Origin of the sequence: Pseudomonas helleri (genome assembly GCF_001043025.1) — a bacterium.
GTDB lineage: Bacteria > Pseudomonadota > Gammaproteobacteria > Pseudomonadales > Pseudomonadaceae > Aquipseudomonas > Aquipseudomonas helleri.
The window spans coordinates 589,570-610,819 of the sequence record NZ_JYLD01000002.1 but is presented as its reverse complement, the minus strand read 5'-3'; the positions used below and the strand labels follow the sequence as shown (position 1 = coordinate 610,819).

Annotated in this window: 18 protein-coding genes and 1 pseudogene; 16 read left to right on the top strand and 3 right to left on the bottom strand. The window is 60.5% G+C overall.

Annotated features, from left to right (window positions below; genetic code table 11):
- The first annotated feature begins 6 nt into the window (after window positions 1-6).
- The 3 genes from thiL to TU84_RS05400 all read left to right on the top strand — a co-directional run bounded on the left by thiL (window position 7) and on the right by TU84_RS05400 (window position 2,513).
- A complete protein-coding gene (gene thiL, locus TU84_RS05410; protein WP_048367763.1) occupies window positions 7-966 on the top strand; it encodes a thiamine-phosphate kinase in 960 nt (319 codons plus the stop codon).
- Window positions 967-1,104: 138 nt separating this feature from the next.
- Window positions 1,105-1,722, top strand: a complete 618-nt coding sequence (gene ribA / locus TU84_RS05405) for a GTP cyclohydrolase II (protein WP_048367839.1) — start codon at window positions 1,105-1,107, stop codon at window positions 1,720-1,722.
- Window positions 1,722-2,513 carry a cobalamin-binding protein gene (locus TU84_RS05400; protein ID WP_048367760.1) on the top strand — a complete coding sequence of 264 codons (792 nt, stop codon included), beginning with the start codon at window positions 1,722-1,724 and terminating at the stop codon, window positions 2,511-2,513. The genes ribA and TU84_RS05400 overlap by 1 nt, the downstream gene beginning before the upstream one ends.
- A gap of 87 nt (window positions 2,514-2,600) precedes the next feature.
- On the opposite strand, the gene dxs is transcribed toward TU84_RS05400, so the two are convergent.
- The 3 genes from dxs to TU84_RS05385 form a co-directional block, all read right to left on the bottom strand.
- Window positions 2,601-4,499 (bottom strand): 1-deoxy-D-xylulose-5-phosphate synthase, encoded by a 1,899-nt coding sequence (gene dxs, locus TU84_RS05395; RefSeq protein ID WP_048367758.1) that lies wholly within the window; start codon window positions 4,497-4,499, stop codon window positions 2,601-2,603.
- A gap of 132 nt (window positions 4,500-4,631) precedes the next feature.
- Entirely contained in the window at window positions 4,632-5,519 is an 888-nt protein-coding gene (gene ispA / locus TU84_RS05390) for a (2E,6E)-farnesyl diphosphate synthase (RefSeq protein WP_048367756.1), read from the bottom strand.
- Window positions 5,516-5,758: an exodeoxyribonuclease VII small subunit gene (locus tag TU84_RS05385; RefSeq protein ID WP_048367754.1), complete on the bottom strand. Its 243-nt coding sequence runs from the start codon at window positions 5,756-5,758 to the stop codon at window positions 5,516-5,518. The genes ispA and TU84_RS05385 overlap by 4 nt, the downstream gene beginning before the upstream one ends.
- 409 nt (window positions 5,759-6,167) lie before the next feature.
- Between TU84_RS05385 and tssA the strand changes: the two genes are divergently transcribed.
- The 13 genes and pseudogenes from tssA to icmH all read left to right on the top strand — a co-directional run bounded on the left by tssA (window position 6,168) and on the right by icmH (window position 21,249).
- Entirely contained in the window at window positions 6,168-7,718 is a 1,551-nt protein-coding gene (gene tssA, locus TU84_RS05380) for a type VI secretion system protein TssA (RefSeq protein WP_048367752.1), read from the top strand.
- 34 nt (window positions 7,719-7,752) lie between these two features.
- Entirely contained in the window at window positions 7,753-8,259 is a 507-nt protein-coding gene (tssB, locus tag TU84_RS05375; protein WP_048367751.1) for a type VI secretion system contractile sheath small subunit, read from the top strand.
- A gap of 28 nt (window positions 8,260-8,287) precedes the next feature.
- Window positions 8,288-9,763, top strand: coding sequence for a type VI secretion system contractile sheath large subunit (gene tssC / locus TU84_RS05370; RefSeq protein ID WP_048367750.1), 1,476 nt, complete (start codon window positions 8,288-8,290; stop codon window positions 9,761-9,763).
- A 12-nt stretch (window positions 9,764-9,775) separates the two neighbouring features.
- On the top strand, window positions 9,776-10,186 hold the full coding sequence (gene tssE, locus TU84_RS05365) for a type VI secretion system baseplate subunit TssE (RefSeq protein ID WP_048367749.1): 411 nt from the start codon (window positions 9,776-9,778) through the stop codon (window positions 10,184-10,186).
- A gap of 74 nt (window positions 10,187-10,260) precedes the next feature.
- Window positions 10,261-12,042, top strand: coding sequence for a type VI secretion system baseplate subunit TssF (gene tssF / locus TU84_RS05360; RefSeq protein ID WP_048367748.1), 1,782 nt, complete (start codon window positions 10,261-10,263; stop codon window positions 12,040-12,042).
- Complete coding sequence (tssG, locus tag TU84_RS05355; RefSeq protein ID WP_048367746.1) at window positions 12,006-13,010, top strand: type VI secretion system baseplate subunit TssG; 1,005 nt, start codon at window positions 12,006-12,008, stop codon at window positions 13,008-13,010. Before tssF ends, tssG begins: the two co-directional genes overlap by 37 nt.
- A gap of 6 nt (window positions 13,011-13,016) precedes the next feature.
- Window positions 13,017-15,623, top strand: a complete 2,607-nt coding sequence (gene tssH / locus TU84_RS05350; RefSeq protein WP_162207675.1) for a type VI secretion system ATPase TssH — start codon at window positions 13,017-13,019, stop codon at window positions 15,621-15,623.
- 10 nt (window positions 15,624-15,633) lie between these two features.
- Complete coding sequence (locus TU84_RS05345; protein ID WP_048367743.1) at window positions 15,634-17,142, top strand: sigma-54-dependent Fis family transcriptional regulator; 1,509 nt, start codon at window positions 15,634-15,636, stop codon at window positions 17,140-17,142.
- A 37-nt stretch (window positions 17,143-17,179) separates the two neighbouring features.
- On the top strand, window positions 17,180-17,320 hold the full coding sequence (locus TU84_RS05340) for a hypothetical protein (protein WP_048367741.1): 141 nt from the start codon (window positions 17,180-17,182) through the stop codon (window positions 17,318-17,320).
- Between the two features lie 17 nt (window positions 17,321-17,337).
- The gene (tagH, locus tag TU84_RS05335) at window positions 17,338-18,537 is read left to right on the top strand and encodes a type VI secretion system-associated FHA domain protein TagH (RefSeq protein ID WP_048367739.1); all 1,200 of its coding nucleotides are present in this window, start codon (window positions 17,338-17,340) and stop codon (window positions 18,535-18,537) included.
- A 5-nt stretch (window positions 18,538-18,542) separates the two neighbouring features.
- On the top strand, window positions 18,543-19,040 hold the full coding sequence (gene tssJ / locus TU84_RS05330; protein WP_048367838.1) for a type VI secretion system lipoprotein TssJ: 498 nt from the start codon (window positions 18,543-18,545) through the stop codon (window positions 19,038-19,040).
- Between the two features lie 2 nt (window positions 19,041-19,042).
- Window positions 19,043-20,374: pseudogene (tssK, locus tag TU84_RS05325) on the top strand (type VI secretion system baseplate subunit TssK).
- A gap of 5 nt (window positions 20,375-20,379) precedes the next feature.
- On the top strand, window positions 20,380-21,249 hold the full coding sequence (gene icmH / locus TU84_RS05320) for a type IVB secretion system protein IcmH/DotU (RefSeq protein ID WP_048367738.1): 870 nt from the start codon (window positions 20,380-20,382) through the stop codon (window positions 21,247-21,249).
- Window position 21,250: the final 1 nt, after the last annotated feature.

Here is a 21,250-nt window from a genome sequence, read left to right as displayed (position 1 = left end):
TTGGCCATGGGCGAGTTTGAGCTGATCCGCAACTTCTTCGCTGCCGCGCCTTGTGCGCAAGGCGGCGTGGGCGTTGCTTTGGGCATTGGCGACGACTGCGCCCTGCTGGATGTTCCCTTCGGGGAACAGCTGGCGATCTCCACCGACACCTTGGTAGCCGGGGTGCACTTCGCAGATCCTTGCGACCCTTTCTTGCTCGGTCAGCGTGCGCTGGCAGTGGCGGCCAGTGATTTGGCGGCCATGGGCGCTACCCCTGTTGCGTTTACCCTTGCCCTGACGTTGCCGACGGTTGAAGCCGCCTGGCTGGACGCGTTTGCCCGTGGCTTGAACGTCATGGCCCAGGCGTGCGACCTGCGGCTGATCGGCGGCGACACCACGCGCGGTCCGCTGTGCCTCACCTTGACGGTATTTGGGCGGGTGCCCACGGGCCAAGCCTTGAGCCGCAGCGGCGCGCGCCCCGGCGACTTGCTATGCGTGGGCGGTGAGCTGGGCAATGCAGCGGGCGCATTGCCGCTGGTCCTGGGCCAATGCAGCGCTGCCCCGGCAATTGCCGAGCCTTTGCTGGCGCATTACTGGTCACCGCAACCGCAATTTGCCCTGGGCCAGGCCCTGCGCGGCAAAGCGACCTCTGCCCTGGATATTTCAGACGGTCTTTTGGCGGACTGCGGGCATATTGCACTGGCTTCGCGTGTGGGCCTGCAGATCGAAAATGACCGCGTGCCGATGTCGCTGGCCCTGCAAGAGTTTTTGGGGGATGCGGGCGCGCAAAAAGCGGCCTTGAGCGGCGGTGACGATTACGTGCTGGCCTTTACCTTGCCAGCCGTTGAACTGCCGACCTTGCTCGCTGACGGCTGGCCGATCCACGTCATCGGCCGCGTCACTGAAGGGCAGGGCGTCAGCCTTGTCGACGAGCACGGCCAGGACATCACCCCGGCAATCCGTGGTTACCAGCACTTTCACGCGTGATGTGAAGGTTCGCGGGGCCTGAGCTATCAAACTTTTTGATATTTATCTCCGATAATTCAGCCTAAGCGTCTGTAGGAACGTCCTGTTACAATGTCGACTCTGCGAATTTCCAGTCCTCAAACTGATCAGGAGCACATGGTGCCCGTCGTTTTCGTTGCTGCTTGCAAGCTCCCAACCCCCTTTGCCGAATTCACCATGCATGGCTTTTTAGAGCAAGCCACGGGTCGTGAACACGTTGTGCTCAGTTTGGGCGACGTGGCAGACGGTGCTCCGGTATTAGGCCGGGTGCACTCCGAATGCCTGACCGGCGATGCCTTGTTCAGCCAGCGCTGTGATTGCGGCTCACAACTGGAAGCCGCTTTGCAGGCCATCGCCCGCGAAGGTCGTGGCGTGTTGCTGTACCTGCGTCAGGAAGGCCGTGGCATTGGTCTGTTAAACAAAGTGCGCGCTTACGCACTGCAAGATGGCGGTGCCGACACCGTTGAAGCCAACGAGCGTCTGGGCTTTGCTGCGGATCAGCGCGATTACGCCATCTGCCTGCCGATGCTTGAGCACTTGGGTGTCAATTCGCTGCGCCTGATGACCAACAACCCGCGCAAGGTCAAAGCCTTGACCGACATGGGCATCACCGTGGCGGAGCGTGTGCCGCTGCACACCGGGCACAACCCGCACAACAAACTGTACCTGGCAACCAAAGCCAATAAGCTTGGGCACATGATGGGCAACCAGCACCAAGGCGAGACAGATCCGGCGTGATGCACTACTGGCTGGCAATCCTGTTGCTGGCCGTGGGTTTACCCTGCATGGGCGCCAGCCGAGTGATCAGTCTGGCGCCATCGCTGTCTGAAATCGTCGTTGAACTGGGGGCCACCGACCTGCTGGTCGGGCGCCTCGACGCTGGCGAGTCACTTCCCGAACTGGTCGCTGTGCCCTCTGTGGGTCGCTATGGCCAATTAAACATCGAGCGTTTACTCAGCCTGCAACCCGACTTGGTCCTGCTCTGGCCGGGTAGCGTGGGCGTAGCCCAGCGCGAGCAACTGCACCGCTTCAACATCCCGACCTACACCGCCGACCCTCAAACCCTTGATCAACTGATTGAGCAGATCCAGACCCTTGCCGTCGCCTTGGGGCGCCCGGAACGCGGTCAGGAACTGGCTGATCAACTGCGCACGCGTCTGGCTGAGTTACGTACCCGCTACCACCGTGACAAGCCGCTGCGGGTCTTTTACCAAGTCTGGGATCAACCGCTCTACACCTTGGGCGGTGGGCAAATCATCAGCGATGCGTTGGCCGTGTGCGGGGCGAGTAACGTGTTTGCCGACCTCAAACTCCCGGCCCCGCAAGTCAGCGTCGAGTCGGTATTGCAGCGCAATCCACAAATGATCATTGCGAGCACCCAGGCGCAACTCGACGCCTGGAAAGCCTGGCCGCAACTGGATGCGGTCAAACACGGGCGTTTAGTGCTGTTGAGTGATAAAGGTCTTGAGCGCCCGAGCGGGCAAATGGTGCAAGCAACCGGCAGGTTGTGCGAGCAGATCGCCCCCTGATCCCTGTAGGAGCGAGCTTGCCTCGCGATCTTTAGATCTTTAAAAGATCGCGAGGCAAGCTCGCTCCTACAGTCGATCCGGGTGGGCTTAGAGGCCCAGCAACTGCATCCGCTGGCGAACCGAGGCTTCGATGCCGGCTTCATCCAGGCCGCATTCAGCCAACATCTGGCTCGGTTTGGCGTGCTCGACATAAATGTCCGGCAAGCCCAGGTGCAGCACCGACTTCAGCACGTTTTCACGGGCCAGGAACTCACTTACCGCCGCGCCTGCACCGCCCATGATGGCGTTTTCTTCAATGGTCACCAGCAGTTCATGGCTGTCAGCCATTTCGCGTACCAAGGCTTCGTCCATCGGTTTCACAAAACGCATGTCGACCACGGTCGCGTCGATCTTTTCAGCCACTCGCAGGGCTTCGGCCAATTGCACGCCAAATACCAGAATCGCCACCTTGCTGCCTTGACGGCGCACGATGCCTTTGCCGATTTCCAGCGGCTCAAGAGTCTTCTCGATTGGCGCATCAGGGCCGGTGCCGCGCGGGTAACGCACTGCCGCCGGGCCGTTGTACAGGTGGCCGGTGGTGAGCATTTTGCGCAGTTCGTTCTCATCGCTCGGGGTCATGATGACCATGCCCGGGATGCAACGCAGGTAAGACAGGTCGTAGCTGCCGGCGTGGGTCGGGCCGTCTTCGCCCACCAGACCGGCACGGTCGATGGCAAACAGTACGTCCAGGTTCTGCACTGCGACGTCATGCACCAATTGGTCGTAACCACGCTGCAAGAACGTCGAATAAATCGCCACCACGGGTTTGGCGCCTTCACAGGCCATACCGGCGGCAAACGTGACCGCGTGCTGCTCGGCAATCGCCACATCGAAGTAGCGCGACGGGTACTGCTCGCTGAACTTGATCAGGTCCGAGCCTTCTTTCATGGCCGGAGTAATGCCGACCAGACGCTCATCGGCCGCTGCCATGTCACACAGCCACTCGCCAAACACGGCCGAGTACTTCGGTCCGCTGGCAACCTTGGGCGCGACTTTCGGTGCGTCCAGCGGCTCAAGCTTGGTGATCGCGTGGTAACCAATCGGGTCGGCTTCAGCCGGGGCGAAACCTTTGCCTTTCTTGGTGACGATGTGCAGGAACTGCGGGCCTTTGAGGTCACGCATGTTACGCAGCGTGGCGATCAAGGTCGGCAGGTCGTGGCCATCAATCGGCCCGATGTAGTTCCAGCCCAACTCTTCGAACAGGGTGCCGGGGACCAGCATGCCCTTGGCGTACTCTTCGGTGCGGCGGGCAATTTCCCAGGCGCCCGGCAGGCGTGACAGCACTTTTTTGCTGCCTTCGCGCATGCTGGCGTAGGTACGGCTCGACAGGATTTTGGCCAGGTAGTTGGACAACCCGCCGACATTGCGCGAAATCGACATGTCGTTGTCGTTGAGGATCACCAACATGTTGGCATTCACTTCGGGCGCGTGGTTCAGCGCCTCAAAGGCCATGCCCGCCGTCAGTGCGCCGTCGCCAATCACCGCAATGGCCTTGCGCTCGCTGTTTTGCAGGCGGGCGGCAATGGCCATGCCCAGCGCAGCGCTGATCGAGGTGCTGGAATGGCCGACGCCAAAGGTGTCGTACTCACTTTCGGAACGGCGCGGGAAGGCCGCAATGCCGTCCTTTTGGCGCAACGTCGCCATTTCATCGCGACGGCCGGTGAGTATTTTGTGCGGATACGCCTGATGACCCACGTCCCACACCAGCCGGTCATCCGGGGTGTCGAAGACGTAGTGCAGCGCGATGGTCAGCTCAATGACCCCAAGCCCGGCACCAAAGTGCCCGCCTGTCTGGCCAACGGTATAGAGCAATTCCAGGCGCAACTCATCGGCCAGGGTTTCCAGCTCGGCTTCGGCTAATCTGCGCAGGCCAACAGGCGTGCCCGCTCGGTCGAGCAGGGGCGTAGTCGGGCGCTTGCGGGGAAAATCTTGAAACGTCGTTGGCATCAGGCGAATCGTTATAGGTATATAAAAGAGGCGGCAGTTTACCTTATGGAACGTAAGCTGCCCACGCAGTGTGACATTCGTTAGTCAGACCTTGGCATTACACGCCGTGCGAAATATCTATTTGTCACCGTATTAGTGGCGGCGATCCACGATATAACGCGCCAGTTCTCGCAAAGGTTCTGCTGCTGCATCAAAAGGTCGCAGGGCATTGAGCGCCTGATCACGCAGCTCCAGCGCATAGCTTTTGGCCCGCTCCAGACCCATCAGTGCCGGGTAGGTCGGTTTGTCCCGTGCAATGTCGGCGCCTTGGCGTTTGCCCAGGGTCGCGGTGTCACTTTCAACATCCAGAATGTCGTCCTGGACCTGAAACGCCAAGCCAATGGCCCGGGCATAAACGCTCAACGCCTGCAAATTGTCATCCGTTGCCTGGCCGCTGGCCAGTGCACCCAGCTGTACGCTGGCTTCAATCAGGGCGCCGGTCTTGTGGCGGTGCATGTATTCCAGCGCAGCCTGATCCAGTTTTAGCCCCACCGAGCCCAAGTCGATGGCTTGCCCGCCAACCATGCCGGCAGGGCCCGCCGCGAATGCCAGGCCATTGACCATGCGCAAACGTGTTTCGGCATCCAGAGTGGTCAGCGTCGGGTCGAGCAGGGCGCTGAACGCCAGGCTTTGCAGGCCGTCACCGGCCAGAATGGCGCAGGCTTCATCAAACGCCTTGTGGGTGGTCGGCTGACCGCGGCGCAAATCATCATCGTCCATGGCCGGCAAATCATCATGCACCAGCGAATAGGCGTGGATCAGCTCCACCGCGCACGCCGCGCCATTGGCTTGTTCGGGGGCCGCGCCCAGCGCTTCGCAAGCGGCATAGGCCAATAGCGGTCGAACCCGTTTGCCACCATTCATCACGCTGTAACGCATGGCCTCGTACAGACGGGCCAACTCCGGGGCAGGAGCGACAAACAAGCGCTCAAGTGCCGCGTTGACGCGTGCCTGGCTGCTGGTCTGGTAGGCATCAATCATTCTGGCTGTTCCGCATCAAAAGGCTCTTGAGCGAGCTCACCATCACGCTCAAGCAAAATTTGGACTTTCTGCTCCGCTTGCGCCAGTGCGCCCTGGCAATCACGGGTCAGACGAATGCCTTGTTCAAAGGCGGTCAATGAGTCTTCCAGTGACAGTTCGCCGTTTTCCAGGCGCTCGACCAATGTTTGCAGGTCAGCGAGGGACTGCTCGAAATCCAGGGAAGCTTTTTTGCGGGCCATGGCGGCATTCTCGGTAGGCGTTAAAACCGGCTGACACTAGCAGACAGCAGGTTTTGGGGCAAATAAGGCGGCAGTTTAAGCCACTGCCATGAAAGGTGGATCTGTTAACTGCATGACTTTAGTCGACATGTATAAGGCGATTTTTTCAGCCGTTCGTGTCAGAGCTGACTGTTTGGGTGTAGTCCAAATCCTTGGTATGTCAGGTTTCGTAACGCGTGTGTGAGGCGATTTCTTTACCTTTTTTTAAGCGAAGACATTTCTCGGCCAATTGAGGAAACGTCTGACATTTTTCCCTTTTCCATTCACATAAGGTTTCGCCACTTGAATGGAATCGGTAATGCGCTGTGATCCTCCCCCTTGATACCTCTATGACGTACGTGGTGCCCACTGCAGTGGGCGGCGTGCTGTCATGACGTATTCCAGCCAATTATTTGCCCGCCTCATCGAGCTGGGCAAAACACCGGTGTTCAAGGATAGCTTTGCGGGCAATGACGCGCGCTTTTCAAACCAGTTCGAAGCCCTTGAGCGAGAAATCGGCAAGTCGCAGTCGATGTCTGAAAACAACCAGATCGACTGGTACGTGGTGCATGAGCAAAGCGAGGCGATGCTGCGTGATCAGTCCAAGGACCTGCGTGCCGCCGTCTGGCTGACCTGGGCGCTTTATCAGCGCGAATCGTTCCCGGGATTGCTGGCGGGCCTGGGGTTATTGCACCACCTGTGTACGGAGCGCTGGGCGCTGGTCTACCCGATCAAGTTGCGCACCCGTGCCGCCGCCATCAGTTGGCTGGTAGGGCGCCTTGATCGGGCCCTCAACGAAAACGTCCCGATTAAAGAACAACTGCCGCTGTTCCAGCACATGGTTGAGCTGTTGCTGACGCTGGAAAGCGCGCTGGCCAAGCATTTAGGCGATGACGTGCCGTTGTTGCTGCCGATTTGCCGTCGACTGGCCCGAATGGTCCAGCGGGCCGTCGACAGTCAGCCCGAGAAGGGCGTTATTGCCACGGCGGTGGCGCAGGTCAGGCACGTGGCCACCCAGTTGATCGAGCCCAATACGCTCATCGACAACGAAAAAGACGCTCACAAGGCCTTGCGTCAGCAACAGGACAGCGCCCGGGCCTTGTGCGGCTGGTGGCTAAAACAGAAAGCCACCGACCTGCGAGCGCTACGCCTGAACCGAGTGCTGACGTGGCTGGCCGTAGAACTCCTGCCCGAGCGCAATGGCGAGCTGATCACCCCGCTGCGCGGCATCCCGGCCGACAAGCTCAACAGCTACGCCGACCGTTTCACCCAGGGGCAGTTTGCCGATTTGCTGGTGGAGCTTGAAGCCAGCGTTGCCAAATCACCGTTTTGGTTCGACGGCCAGCGCCTGGTCTGGGAATGCCTGAACGCCCTTAAAGCCGAGTCGGCCATGCGCGAGGTGGAGGTTCACTTCGCCTTGCTGCTGCAACGGCTTCCGGGCCTGGTCGAATTGCGTTTCAGTGACGGCACCGCGTTTGCCGACCCGCAAACCCGCGCCTGGATCGACGCACAGGTGCTTCCCCATCTGAGCCGAAGCGAGCCCGAAGCGCCGGTCGCGACTGTACGCCCGGCCTGGGACTTGGCCCTCGATGAAGCGCAAGAGCTGCTGCGAGTCAGCGGTTTCAAACCCGCTGTGCAGTGGCTCAAGCGCGGATCGAGCAGCGCCCACGGCGAGCGGGTGCGGTTTTTTTGGCAGTTGACCCTCGCCCGGCTGTGCTTCCACGCCAAGAAATACGAACTCGCCAAAACCCAGCTCGAAATGCTCGATGAGGTCCTTCACCGCTCAGGTTTACAGGCCTGGGAGCCGGATCTGGTGCTTGAAGTTTTGCGTCTTTTACATCGCTGCTGCGAGCTCTTGCCGCAGAACCACGAAGTGCGAGAACGCAAGGACGAGATGTATCGCAGGTTGTGCCACCTCGATCTTGAAGTGGTACTCGAATAGGCCTCAGGGCCACACACACGCAAGGAAAAACATCATGGCCAAAGAAAGCTCGGTAGCCCCCAAGGAGCGGATCAACATCACGTTCAAACCAGCGACTGGCGGGGCTCAAGAAGAGATCGAACTGCCTTTGAAGCTGTTGGTGGTGGGTGACTATATCCAGCGCTTTGACGGGCGAAAGCTTGAAGACCGCAAGCCTATTGCCATCGACAAAATGACCTTCGATGAAGTGCTTTCCAAGCAAGGGCTGGAGCTGGCCCTGAATGTGCCCAACCGCTTGAACGGCGAAGACAGCACCGATGAATTGGCGATTGCGCTGCGCGTCAGCGCGATGAAGGACTTCAACCCGGCGAGCCTGGTTGAGCAAATCCCTGAACTGAAAAAACTGATGGAGCTGCGTGATGCCCTGGTCGCACTTAAAGGCCCATTGGGCAACGCGCCGAGCTTTCGCAAGGCGATTGAAGGCGTACTGGCCGACGACGTCTCACGCGCACGGATACTGAGCGAACTGGATCTGCTTGTCGCTCCGGCAGCGGACGTTTGAGCCCCCCATCAGTCAAGGAAGCCACACAATGAGCAGCAGCGCCGCACAACTAAAAGACGATAAAAGCACTTCTTACAGCGTTCTGGACGACATCATCGCGCAAACCCGACTCACGCCCGAAGACGACGCTTATGGCATCGCCAAGCGCGGCGTAGCGGCGTTTATCGAAGAACTGCTGAAACCGCAAAACCAGGGCGAGCCGGTCAAAAAAGCCCTGGTTGATCGCATGATTGCCGAGATCGACGCCAAGCTCAGCAACCAGATGGACGAAATCCTCCACCACCCGTCCTTCCAGTCGCTGGAGTCCGCGTGGCGTGGCTTGCAGTTGTTGGTCGATCGCACCAACTTTCGCGAAAACATCAAGATCGAAATCCTCAACGTCTCGAAAGAAGACCTGCTGGACGACTTCGAAGACTCGCCCGAGGTCATGCAATCGGGCCTCTATAAACATGTGTACACCGCTGAATACGGGCAGTTCGGTGGTGAGCCGGTGGGCGCCATCATCGCCAACTACTTCATGACCCCAAGCTCGCCGGACGTCAAGCTGATGCAGTACGTGTCCAGCGTTTCGTGCATGTCCCACGCGCCGTTCATTGCCGCCGCCGGGCCAAAGTTTTTCGGCCTCGAAAGCTTTACTGGCATGCCAAACCTTAAAGACCTGAAAGACCACTTCTGCGGCCCGCAATTTGCCAAATGGCAGAGCTTTCGCGAGTCCGAAGATTCGCGCTACATGGCGCTGACCGTGCCGCGCTTCTTGCTGCGCAACCCGTATGACCCAGAAGAAAACCCGGTCAAGTCATTCGTCTACAAAGAAACCGTTGCCAACAGCCACGAGCACTACCTGTGGGGCAACACCGCCTACACCTTCGCTTCCAGGCTCACCGACAGTTTTGCCAAGTTCCGCTGGTGCCCGAACATCATCGGCCCGCAAAGCGGCGGCGCGGTTGAAGACCTGCCCCTGCACCACTTCGAAAGCATGGGCGAAATTGAAACCAAGATCCCCACCGAAGTCTTGGTCTCTGACCGCCGCGAATACGAACTGGCCGAGGAAGGTTTCATCTCCCTGACCATGCGCAAAGGCAGCGACAACGCCGCGTTCTTCTCGGCCAACTCGGTACAAAAACCCAAGTTCTTCGGTATCAGCGCTGAAGGCAAGAACGCCGAGCTGAACTACAAACTCGGCACGCAACTGCCCTACATGATGATCGTCAACCGCCTGGCGCATTACCTCAAGGTATTGCAGCGCGAGCAGTTGGGTTCGTGGAAAGAGCGTACTGACCTGGAGCTTGAGCTCAACAAGTGGATCCGCCAGTACGTTGCTGACCAGGAAAACCCTGCCGCCGAAGTCCGTGGCCGTCGCCCTTTGCGTGCCGCCCATATCACCGTCAGCGACGTTGAAGGCGAGCCTGGCTGGTACCGCGTCAGCCTGAACGTGCGCCCGCACTTCAAGTACATGGGGGCTGACTTCACCTTGTCGCTGGTCGGCAAGATGGAAAAAGAGTAACGGGAGGCGGGCATGAGCGCATATGGCAGCCTTTTTGAACGCCTGGCGGGCGATGTGGATAAACGCCGGGGCTTGAGCCCCGTTGCCTGCGCCCAGGCGTCCGTGGCTGCCCACTTGGCAAAAATGCTCAGCACCCGGGCGGGCAGCGTGCAAACGCTGCCCGACTACGGCCTGCCCGATTTGAACAACATGCGTTTGAGCCTGCATGACGCGCTGACCCAGGCGCGCGAGGCCATCGAAATCTTTATTGAACGTTATGAACCGCGTCTGAGCCAGGTCCGCGTCAGCGCCTTGCCCCGAGACGGCGACCCGCTGCGGCTCGCCTTCAGTCTCGACGGCTGGCTGGACGTGGCGGGCACCAAGCGTCAGGTCAGTTTCACCGCGCACCTGGATGGCAGTGGCCAGGTCAGGATCGGGACTTAAAGCCCGGCACGCGTAACGTTCAACCCCTATGTGTTTCCCGTATTTCGTGCCGTCGACAACTAACAGGTAGCGCCGTGTCCTTTAACCATTACTACCAAAGCGAACTCACTGCATTGCGCCAGTTGGGCAGCCGCTTCGCTGAGCGTAGTCCTGCGTTGGCGCCATTTTTGGGCCAGGCCGGGCGTGATCCTGACGTCGAGCGGTTGCTTGAAGGGTTTGCTTTTTTAACCGGGCGCCTGCGCCAGAAACTGGACGATGAGCTCCCCGAACTGAGCCATTCGCTGATGCACCTGCTATGGCCCAATTACATGCGGCCACTGCCGGCATTCAGCCTGTTGCAGTTCGACCCGCTGGACCGTCCGGGCCCGGCGCTGCGGGTCGAGCGCGAAACACGGGTGGCGAGCAAGCCGATTGACGGCGTGAGTTGCCAGTTCAGAACCTGCTACCCGACAGACGTGCTGCCATTGGCCCTGGTTGAGCTCAAACACTCGGTCAACGCCCAAGGCACGCTGCTCAGCCTGCGTTTGAACATGACCTGTGACGGTCATTTGGGCGAGCTGGCGCTGAGCCGTTTGCGATTGCACCTGGCGGGTGAGCGCTACGTCAGCCAAATGCTTTACCTCGGCTTGTTGCGCCATCTGCACGGCGTCACTGTGGTGCCGCTCGATGGCAACGGAAAAGCCCTGGAGGCCGACGAAAACCCGGCGTTCACCCTGGCGCCCACTTGCATACAGCCGGTGGGGTTTGCCGAAGAAGAAGCCTTGATCCCTTACCCGCTGAACACCTTTCGCGGCTACCGCTACTTGCAGGAATACTTTGCCTTTCAGGACAAGTTTCTGTTCGTTGACCTCAGCGGTCTGGAGCGCCTGGGCACGCTGCCTGAAGACACCCTCAAGCAGGTGCGCGGTCTGGAATTGCGCTTTGATATTCGCCAGAGCAACGCCCAGCGCCTGCGCCCGACGCTGGACAACGTGAAGCTCTATTGCACGCCCATCGTCAACCTGTTCCAGCACGACGCCATGCCCGTGCGCCTGGACGGTAAACAGGACGAATACCTGCTGATGCCCTCACGGCTGGCGCTCGAACACTGCGCGGTGTTCTCGGTAGACAGCGTGACCGGCTGGCGCGTCGACGGCACGGGCTCCCAGCGGTATGTGCCGTTCGAATCATTCGAACACGACCCCAGTTTTGATGTGGCGGTCGAGCAAACGCATTACAGCGTTCGCCAGCGCACAGCGTTGCTGCATGAAGGACTCGACACCTACCTCAGTTTTGGCACCCGCCAGCCCGAGGCGGGCGAAACCCTGTCCATTGAGCTGACGTGCACCAATCAGAACCTGCCCCGGCGCCTTGGCCAGGGCGACATCTGCCTGCCCTGCGAAGGAACGCCCGAGTTCCTGGTGTTTCGCAACATCGGGCCGGTGACGCCCAGCTACGCACCGCCGCTCAACCGCGACTTCCTCTGGAAGCTGATCAGCAACATGTCACTCAACTACCTGTCGCTGGCCAATGTGGATGCCCTGAAGGTGATCCTCGAAACCTACGACTTGCCGCGCTACTACGACGAGCACGCCGAGCGGGTCAGTAAAAACCTGCTCAACGGCCTCAAGTCGATCCGTCATGAGCACGTTGACCGCCTGCACCGCGGCTTGCCGCTGCGTGGCCTGCGCACCGAACTGACCGTTGATACCCAGGGCTATGTCGGCGATGGCGACCTGTTTGTATTTGCCTCGGTGCTCAACGAGTTTTTCGCGCTTTACGCCAGCCTCAATTCGTACCACGAACTGCGGGTCCACAGCACACAGGGAGAGACCTACCAATGGACACCCCGCATGGGCCTGCAGCCCCTGCTCTGAGCGTGTTGGCGCGCACTGTCCGGGAGTACTCGCTGTTTCAGGCCGTGCTGCTGGTTATTGATCGCCTGCGTGACGGCAACACCGACATCAGCGAAGACGAGCTCTACGACCGGGTGGAGTTTGTGGCCAACCCGAGCCTGGGGTTTCCGGGCTGCGACGTTGATGCGGTGGAGTTCTTTGTCGAGCACGGGCAACGCCGTGCGCGGCTGCGTTTCAACTTGATGGGCCTGGTGGGCTCCGCTTCGCCATTGCCGGCGTTTTATGGCGAGCAAGCGCTGGGCGACGGCGACGCGCAGAACACCACACGGCAGTTTCTGGACCTGTTCAACCACCGCTTGCAACGGCTGCTGCTGCCCATCTGGCGCAAGTACCGCTATCGCGCCCGATTCGAAAGTGGTGCCAACGATCCGTTTTCCAGCCACTTGTTTGCCCTCATCGGGCTGGGTGGCCAGACCATCCGCGACGCTCAAGAGCTGAACTGGAAGCGCCTGCTGCCCTACCTCGGCTTGTTGAGTTTGCGCGCGCATTCGGCCGCCCTGATCGAGTCCGTGCTGCGTTACTACTTCAAGCACGCCGAGCTGACGATTGAGCAGTGCATCGAGCGCCGCGTCGAGATTCTCCAAGAACAGCGCAACGCCCTTGGGCGCGGCAATCATCAACTGAGTGAAAGCCTGGTGCTGGGCGAGCGCGTTCGCGATTGCAGCGGCAAGTTTCGCATCCACATCCGCCAACTGAGTTGGGACCGTTTTCATGAACTTCTGCCGATCGGCACGGGGTATCAGCCGCTGTGTGCGCTGGTGCGCTTCACCCTGCGTGATCCGCTGGAGTACGACATCCGGCTGGTGCTGCGCCACGAAGAAATCCGTGAGCTGCGCATTGCCGAGCACAACCCCTGCCGACTCGGATGGACCAGTTGGCTGGGCCGCGAATACGCGGACGGCGTCGTCACCCTGGGTAAAGCACATTAAGGAGCAATGGCCATGATCAACGTAGACCTGCAACAACTGATACAGGCACTCGACGCCGACACCCGGCGCGACCTTGAGGGCAGTGCCGAACGCTGTGTAGCACGTGGCGCGAGCCAGGTATTGGTAGAAGACCTGCTGCTGCAACTGCTGGAGCGACCGCAAGGCTTGCTCGCACGTGCGCTGCAAGACGCCGCCATCGATGCGGGCCACTTGAGCGCTGCCTTGCAGCCGCGCAGTGAAAACAGCGCCTCACGCAACCCGGTGTTTGCGCCGGAACTGGTGCAATGGCTGCAAGATGCGCTGCTGGTCGCCAGCCTTGAACTGGGGCAGACCCAGATTGATCAGGCCGCCTTGATTCTCGCCTTGTTGCGCAACCCGCTGCGTTATGCCGGGAGCGGCTATCAAACCCTGCTGGCCCAGCTCGATATCGAACGCCTCAAAGGCTTTGCCCTGTCGCAACAAGCACAACCCGCCAGCGACCGCGCTCCTGCGTCGGGCGAGGCGTTATTGCCGCGCTTTACCCACAACCTGACGGAGCAGGCGCGGGCCGGGAAACTTGACCCGGTGTTGTGCCGCGATGACGCGATCCGCCAGATGATCGACATCCTCGCCCGCAGGCGCAAAAACAACCCGATTGTGGTGGGCGAAGCCGGTGTGGGTAAAACCGCCATTGTTGAAGGCCTGGCCTCGCGCATCGCCGCCGGTGAAGTACCGCCGGTGCTGCTTGGGGTTGAACTGCTGTCGCTGGACATGGGCCTGCTGCAAGCCGGGGCCAGCGTTAAAGGTGAATTCGAACGCCGTCTTAAAGGCGTCATCGACGAAGTCAAAGCCTCGCCCAAGCCGATCATTCTGTTTATCGACGAAGCCCACACCTTGATCGGCGCCGGTGGCAACGCCGGAGGGGCCGATGCGGCCAACCTGCTCAAGCCCGCATTGGCCCGTGGCGAGTTGCGTACCATTGCAGCCACCACGTGGGGTGAGTACAAAAAATACTTCGAAAAAGACCCGGCGCTCGCCCGACGTTTTCAGCCGGTGCAACTGCATGAGCCTACCGTCACTGAGGCGGTGACCATTCTGCGTGGCCTGGCCCACGTGTATGAAAAGAGCCACGGTATTTATTTGCGTGACGACGCGGTGGTGGCCGCCGCGCAATTGTCAGCCCGTTATCTGGCCGGGCGCCAGCTCCCGGACAAAGCCGTCGATGTGCTCGACACCGCCTGCGCCCGCGTGCGCATCAGCTTGGCCGCTGCGCCGCAAAAGCTTGAGCAACTGCGCGGTGAACTGGCTGAAGGCGGGCGCCAACGTCAGGCCATGCGCCGTGACGCCGAAGCCGGTTTGTTGATTGATCACGCGCAGCTGCTGACGCTGGAAGCGCGCTTGATCGAAGCCGAGAGCGAGCAGCTTGCCCTTGAAGCACGCTGGGTTAAGCAACGCACCTTGGCCGAACGCTTGCTGGCGCTGCGCCAACAACTGGCTCAGGCCCGAGAGGCTAGCGAACCGAACCTTGACCCTGACAACGAGCAAAGCGTGCCCTCACTGGAGGCGCAGCTCAACCTCACCCACGCTGCCCTGAGCGAAGCCCACGGCCTTGAGCGGCTGGTCAGTTTTGAAGTGTGCCCGCGTCTGGTCGCAGAAGTCATCAGCGCCTGGACCGGCGTGCCCGTGTCGCAATTGGCCCGCGAGCACAGCGCCAAGGTCAGCAGTTTCGGCGCCGATTTAAGCGCGCGTATTCGTGGGCAAGACCAGGCCATTCATGCGCTGGATCGCTCCATGCGTGCCACGGCCGCGGGCCTCAACAAGCCGGATGCGCCGGTGGGGGTGTTCCTGCTGGTGGGCCCGAGCGGCGTCGGCAAAACCGAAACAGCCCTGGTTCTGGCTGACCTGCTGTACGGCGGCGAGCGCTTTATCACCACCATCAACATGTCCGAGTTCCAGGAAAAACACACCGTTTCGCGGTTGATCGGCGCACCACCGGGTTACGTCGGTTATGGCGAAGGCGGCATGTTGACCGAGGCCGTACGGCAAAAACCGTATTCCGTGGTGCTGCTGGACGAGGTCGAAAAGGCCGACCCGGATGTACTCAACCTGTTCTATCAAATCTTCGACAAAGGTGTGGCCAACGATGGCGAAGGGCGCGAGATCGACTTTCGCAACACTCTGATCCTGATGACCTCCAACCTCGCCAGCGACCGCATCAACGCCTTGTGCGCCAACGGTGCGCGGCCGAGTGCCGAAGACCTTGAGCAGAGCATTCGTCCGGTGCTCAGTAACCACTTTAAACCCGCCTTGCTGGCGCGCATGCGCGTGGTGCCGTACTACCCGGTCAGCGGGCCGGTGCTGCGCGAACTCATTGAAATCAAACTTCAACGCCTGGGTGAGCGTCTGCAACGGCGGCAACTTTCGTTCAGCCACTGCCAACGTCTGGTCGACCATCTGGCCGAGCGCTGCACCCAAAGCGACAGCGGTGCGCGACTCATCGACTACTTGCTCGACACCCACGTCCTGCCGCTGATAGCCGACCGCTTGCTGGACGCCATGGCCAATGCGCAAACCCTCAAGAGCGTGCACGTCACCCTCGACCCGCAGGCCCATGTGCTGTGTGAGTTTGCTTAAGGTGGAGCCGATGTTTGTTCGCGTAGCGGACCCTCTGGCGTATGCCGAGTCGTTGCTCCAGCACTTTGCCAGCGTGGCGCGCTGCACTGACAGCGCCGGTGTGGTCGGCCAGTGCGTGCGTGCCGTGGCCCAACTCAGTGGCTGTGAATTGAGCCAGCTGTACGTACTCGATGCCACGCACAAACGCCTGGAACTGACTGCAGAATGGCTCGACGGGCTTGTGCAACCGCCCCGCGAACAGGGGTTGCCAACAGATTACGCAGGTCAGCACCTGTTGCAGTTTGCCGTGTGCCAGAACCGGGTCGTCAGTGTCGATGACCTCAGCGACGGGCTGTATGACATCGGCTTTTTGCCCAGCCAGGGCCTGCCATGGCGGGCGTTGCTGTGCGTGCCGCTGCTCAATGCGCAGCAGTCGGTTGCCGGCGTGTTGCTGGTCGCCAGTCGTCAAGCGCTTGAGCTGTTGGCTTATGCGCCTTCTGTTGGAGTCTTCGGGACTTTTGTCGGGGCGCAGTTGCGTTTGCATCAGCAGGACGCCACCTCAGTAATGCCCTCAGACCTGACCGGCAGCACGAGCGGGCTGATCGGCAAAAGCCGGGCCATGCGCCAGACGTACCACCTGATCAACAAAGTGCTGAACAGCCCCTACACCGTGTTGCTGATGGGCGAAACCGGCACCGGCAAAGAAGTCGTCGCCCGGGCGATTCATGACGGCAGCTCACGCCGTGACCGGCCCTTTATCGTGCAGAACTGCGCGGCCTTCCCGGAGGCCTTGCTGGAAAGCGAGCTGTTCGGTTACCGCAAAGGCGCCTTTACCGGTGCCAACCGTGATCGCGCCGGGCTGTTTGACAGTGCCAACGGCGGCACTTTGCTGCTGGACGAAATCGGTGACATGCCGCTGTCGTTGCAAGCCAAGTTATTGCGCGTGTTGCAGGAGGGCGAGATCCGCCCCTTGGGCTCAAATCACACGCATAAAATTGATGTGCGAATCATCGCCGCCACCCATCGCGACCTGGCGCAGTTGGTCAGCCAGGGGCTGTTTCGCGAAGACCTGTATTACCGCCTCGCACAATTCCCCATCACCTTGCCGGCCTTGCGTCAGCGCGAGGGCGACATCCTCGATCTGGCCCGACATTTTGCTGCGCAGACCTGCGCTTTTTTACAGCGCCCGCCGCTGCTCTGGTCCGAGCCGGTGCTGGAGCAACTGGCGAGCTACGCCTTCCCCGGCAACGTGCGCGAACTCAAAGGTCTGGTCGAGCGCGCGGTCTTGCTGTGCGAAGGCACTGAGTTGCGCCCGGAACATTTCTCCCCGTTACGTGATGCCTCCCCCGATGCCGACACCCTCAACTTGCGCGAGCGTCTGGAGCAGGTTGAGCGGGGGTTGCTGCTCGACTGCCTGCGCAAAAACGCCGGTAACCAGACCCGCGCCGCCCATGAACTGGGCGTCGCCCGGCGCACGCTGCTGTACCGCCTGGAGCGCCTGAATATCCGTTTGGACGATCTAAAAAGGAAGGCCTCGTGAGCCCCTTTCATTCTTTGTGCCTGTGGAGACTCTCCTGATGACTGCTCGTCTCTGGTGCGCCGTGTTGCTGACTGTCGCCGTGCTCTGCGGCGCCAGTGGGTGCAGCGCCAATTACAAATTCAACGACAACAGCTATCGCCCATTGGGTGATCCGCAAGCGGTCAATCGCGGTAAGTGACCGTAAGGAGCCACACTATGGAACTGGTATTCGACCTGCTCGACACACGGTCGCGGGACGCTGCGCAGGTGATGCGCAAAACCTTCACCGAGCAAGGCGGCACCATCGGGCGCAATGCGGCCTGCGAGTGGGCGCTCGTGGACAGCACACGCAGCGTCTCCAATTACCACGCGCACATCAGCTATCGGGACGGGACGTTTTTCTTCACTGACACCAGCACCAACGGCAGTCGTTGCAACCGCTCCGAAGCCTGGCTGAACAAGGGCCAGGCGCAGCGCATTGAACATGGCGATGTGTTTTACATCGGTGACTTCCAGTTGCGTGCGCAACTGGAGCACGAGCTGCAAGCGATGCTGGAGCAGGTTGGGCGCCCTCAACCGGCGGGCAGCATCATCCCCGACGATGCTTTTTTGGCCATGGACCCGCTTGACCCGATCAAACTACCCGCCGCTGTCTTTGCCGTGCTCGAGGATCCAGAGCCACGCCCCGGCCAGCCAACGGACTGGGAGCAGCGTGTCGACTTCGCCCGGATCGACTACGAAAACCTGCGGGTCCCGCATCTGATCGAAGCCCCGAAGGCGCCACTGCCCGAGCCGATTGCGGCCATGGGACCACCCAGTGATGAGGCCTTTTGGCTGGCGTTTGGCGTGGTGCTGGGCGTTGACCTTGCGCAGCAATCACGTGAAAACCGCGAAGCGCTGGCGCTCAAGGCCGCGCATTTGCTCAAGCAAAGTATCGGCGGTTTACAACAAAGCCTGTGGACCCGCAGCGAGCTTAAAAACCAGCTGCGACTGGCCCGTACCGCCGCCTCGGACACCCGGCAAAACCCGCTCACCTCCAGCCAGGATGCCACCGAAGCATTAGGCCTGTTGCTGGCCCCGAAAAAGCCCCACCAGCCCTCGGCCGAGCAGGTGGTCGGGCGTGCCTTTCGGGATGTACAGGCGCATCAGGTCGCGCTGTTGAGCGCCAGCCGTGCCGCAATCCGCAGCAGTCTTGAGCACTTCTCCCCGCAGCAATTGGTCTTGCGCTTTGAGCGTGATGGCTATCAGCCGTGGCTCAAGACATCGGCCAGCCGCTGGCGGGCCTTCTGTCGCTATCACCAGGCCCTGCAACAGGACGATGACTGGTGTGAGCGCGTGCTGGCGCGTGATTTCGCTCAGGCCTATGACGTGCAAGTGCGCATGATTTCCACCCTCCACAATGACCCTCAAGGATGATGCGCATGTCGCGTAGTACCCCCCTTTATCGCAACGTTCTGCTGGCACTGACGGTGTGGTTGCTGGGCGGATGTTCGGCGTTGTCGCCGTACTCCAGCCTGACCAAGCTCGACCTGACGTTAAGCGCCAGTGATCAGGTCAATCTCGACCTCAACGGCCGCCCGTCGCCGCTGGTGGTTCGGTTGCTGGAACTCAAACACCCGGTTGCCTTTGAGAACGCCGATTTCTTCAGCCTGTACGAGCGGCCCAAAGCCTCGCTTTCACCGGATCTGGTCACCAGTGAAGAGCTGGAGGTGCGCCCCGGAGAGACCGTCGACCTCAAGCTAAGCGTTGAGCCCGGCAGCCGCTATGTCGCGGTGCTGGCCGCGTATCGCGACCTGCCGCAAACGCAGTGGCGCTATGTGGTGCCACTGGCTGCCGGTGATTTGACTACGGCCCACTTGGTACTCGATCAGGCGGGCATTCATAACGCCGCCCGGGCCTCTGCACAGGCGGATGATTGAGCATGAATGCACACAAAGTTATCTGGCGCGAAGGCATGTTGCTGCGCCCGCAACACTTCCAGCAAAGCGACCGTTATTACCACCACCAAATGAAAGCCCGCACCCAGTTACTGGGCCGCTACACCTGGGGCTTTCTGGGGCTGGACATCGACATGCAGTTTCTCAATATGGGCAAACTGGTGATCAGCCAGGCGGCGGGCGTCTTGCCGGACGGTAGCCTGTTTGAGCTGAGCGGCAGCACCCAGGCATTGGTCCTCGATGTGCCGCGCCACACCGCCAACACGGCGGTTTACCTGGCCTTGCCTCTGGTCACCGGCAATCACATTGAAACCCGCCGTGTGGACCAGGCCGATGTGCTGGCGCGCTACACCGCGTTCGACATTGACGTGTCCGACTCAAACGCCGGTGACGACGCCAGCAGCCAGGTCAGTTGCGCCCGCCCGGATTTTCGTCTGGTACTGGGTGAGCAACAGAACGAACAAGCCTGCATCAAGTTGCAGGTGTGCCAGATCCTCGACACCACCTCAGACGGCGTGATCCGGCTGGATGAGCAATTTGTGCCGACTTTTATCCACGCCCACGCGTCGGGCTATGTGCTGTCGTGCCTCAAAGAAGTCATCAGCATGATCGCCAATCGCGGCGAAGCGCTGGCGTAGCGCATCAGCTCCAACGGCAAGGTCGGCGGGGCAGAGGTCGGTGACTTTATGATGCTCCAGCTGATCAACCGCACCGAACTGGTGTTGCGCCACTATTTGAGCCTTGAGCACCTGCACCCCGAAGAGCTGTATTGCGCGTTGCTGGCGATGCTCGGCGACCTCGCGACCTTTGGCAGCGAGAGCAAACGCCCGCAGGTGCGCAGCGCCTACCAGCACAGCAATCAGGGCGAAAGTTTTCGCAGCTTGATGGACTCGATTCGCCAGGTGCTGTCTATGGTGCTGGAGCAACACGCTATGGAGCTGGTGCTGGAAAGCCGTCAGTACGGCGTGCTGGTGTCGCCATTGACTGACCACGCATTGCTCGCCACCACCTCGTTTGTGCTGGCCGCTCAGGCTCATTGCGACAGCGAGGAACTGCGCCATCGCTTACCCGCGCACCTCAAGGTCGGGGCCGTCGAAAACATCCGCCAACTGGTCAACCTGCACCTGCCGGGCTTCAAGGTCAAACCCTTGCCGGTGGCGCCCCGGCAGATCCCGTTTCACTCTAACAAGACCTATTTCATCCTCGAACTGGGCAGCGAAGAGCTCGCGCAACTGGAGCGTTCCGGTGGCTTTGCCTTTCATGTCTCGGGCGAGTTTTCAGCGCTTGAACTGCAATTTTGGGCCATCAGGAACTGACCGCCATGCGTACGGATTCACAACACCCAACAGATGACAGCACGGTGATGGTTTTTCGCGATGGCCACACGCCTGCGACGGCAGCCCTGACCGACGTGCAGGCCCCGCCAAAAATCGAGCAACTTGCCGAACGCATGATCTATTCGGCGCGGGTAAAACCTGCCGACGCGTTCAGCGTCAGTGTTAACCCGCTGGTGGCTGCGGCCAGTGAAGTGCTGTCGTTTGTGGTGCACATCAAACACAGCACCTCGCCAGACACGCTGGTGGGCCTGCACGGACAGCTCACCGCTGCCATCAAGGCGTTTGAGGCCAATGCCCTGTGCCGGGGCGTTGACAGCCAGCACATGATGAAAGCCCGTTACGTGCTGTGCACGGTGGTCGACGAGGCCGTGGTGACCACCCGCTGGGGCAAGGAAAGCGAGTGGTCGCAGCAGAGCCTGCTGAGCAGTTTCCACAACGAAACCTTTGGCGGTGAGAAGGTCTTTCAGGTGCTCGACCAGCTGTGCAAAGACCCGGTGTACAACCTCTCGCTGCTGGAGCTGATTTACCTGTGCCTGGCCTTGGGCTTTGAAGGCAAGTTTCGCGTCATTGAGCGCGGCATTCATGAACTCGACGGCATTCGTGATGCGCTGTACCGGCAGATCCGGCACTTGCGCGGGGACGTCCCGCGTGAGCTTTCACCGCACTGGCAAGGGCTCAAGTCACACCGCCACCGCCTGACCCGCATCGTGCCGGGGTGGTTGCTCGCGACCTTCACGGCGGGATGCCTGGTGGTCATGTTTTCGGGCTTTGCCTGGGTTTTGGGCGAGCAGCGCGACGTCGTTTTGCAGCCGTATCAACAGCTCGACACTCCGGTTGTACGAGCGCAGTTGTAAT

Bases quoted from the DNA above. Each gene is read 5' to 3' on its own strand.
- thiL (WP_048367763.1), top strand. From the start codon at position 7: ATGGGCGAGTTTGAGCTGATCCGCAACTTCTTCGCTGCCGCGCCTTGT.
- TU84_RS05400 (WP_048367760.1), top strand. From the start codon at position 1,722: ATGCACTACTGGCTGGCAATCCTGTTGCTGGCCGTGGGTTTACCCTGC.
- dxs (WP_048367758.1), bottom strand. From the start codon at position 4,499: ATGCCAACGACGTTTCAAGATTTTCCCCGCAAGCGCCCGACTACGCCC.
- ispA (WP_048367756.1), bottom strand. From the start codon at position 5,519: ATGATTGATGCCTACCAGACCAGCAGCCAGGCACGCGTCAACGCGGCA.
- TU84_RS05385 (WP_048367754.1), bottom strand. From the start codon at position 5,758: ATGGCCCGCAAAAAAGCTTCCCTGGATTTCGAGCAGTCCCTCGCTGAC.
- tssA (WP_048367752.1), top strand. From the start codon at position 6,168: ATGACGTATTCCAGCCAATTATTTGCCCGCCTCATCGAGCTGGGCAAA.
- tssB (WP_048367751.1), top strand. From the start codon at position 7,753: ATGGCCAAAGAAAGCTCGGTAGCCCCCAAGGAGCGGATCAACATCACG.
- tssC (WP_048367750.1), top strand. From the start codon at position 8,288: ATGAGCAGCAGCGCCGCACAACTAAAAGACGATAAAAGCACTTCTTAC.
- tssE (WP_048367749.1), top strand. From the start codon at position 9,776: ATGAGCGCATATGGCAGCCTTTTTGAACGCCTGGCGGGCGATGTGGAT.
- tssG (WP_048367746.1), top strand. From the start codon at position 12,006: ATGGACACCCCGCATGGGCCTGCAGCCCCTGCTCTGAGCGTGTTGGCG.
- tssH (WP_162207675.1), top strand. From the start codon at position 13,017: ATGGCCATGATCAACGTAGACCTGCAACAACTGATACAGGCACTCGAC.
- TU84_RS05345 (WP_048367743.1), top strand. From the start codon at position 15,634: ATGTTTGTTCGCGTAGCGGACCCTCTGGCGTATGCCGAGTCGTTGCTC.
- TU84_RS05340 (WP_048367741.1), top strand. From the start codon at position 17,180: ATGACTGCTCGTCTCTGGTGCGCCGTGTTGCTGACTGTCGCCGTGCTC.
- tagH (WP_048367739.1), top strand. From the start codon at position 17,338: ATGGAACTGGTATTCGACCTGCTCGACACACGGTCGCGGGACGCTGCG.
- tssJ (WP_048367838.1), top strand. From the start codon at position 18,543: ATGTCGCGTAGTACCCCCCTTTATCGCAACGTTCTGCTGGCACTGACG.
- icmH (WP_048367738.1), top strand. From the start codon at position 20,380: ATGCGTACGGATTCACAACACCCAACAGATGACAGCACGGTGATGGTT.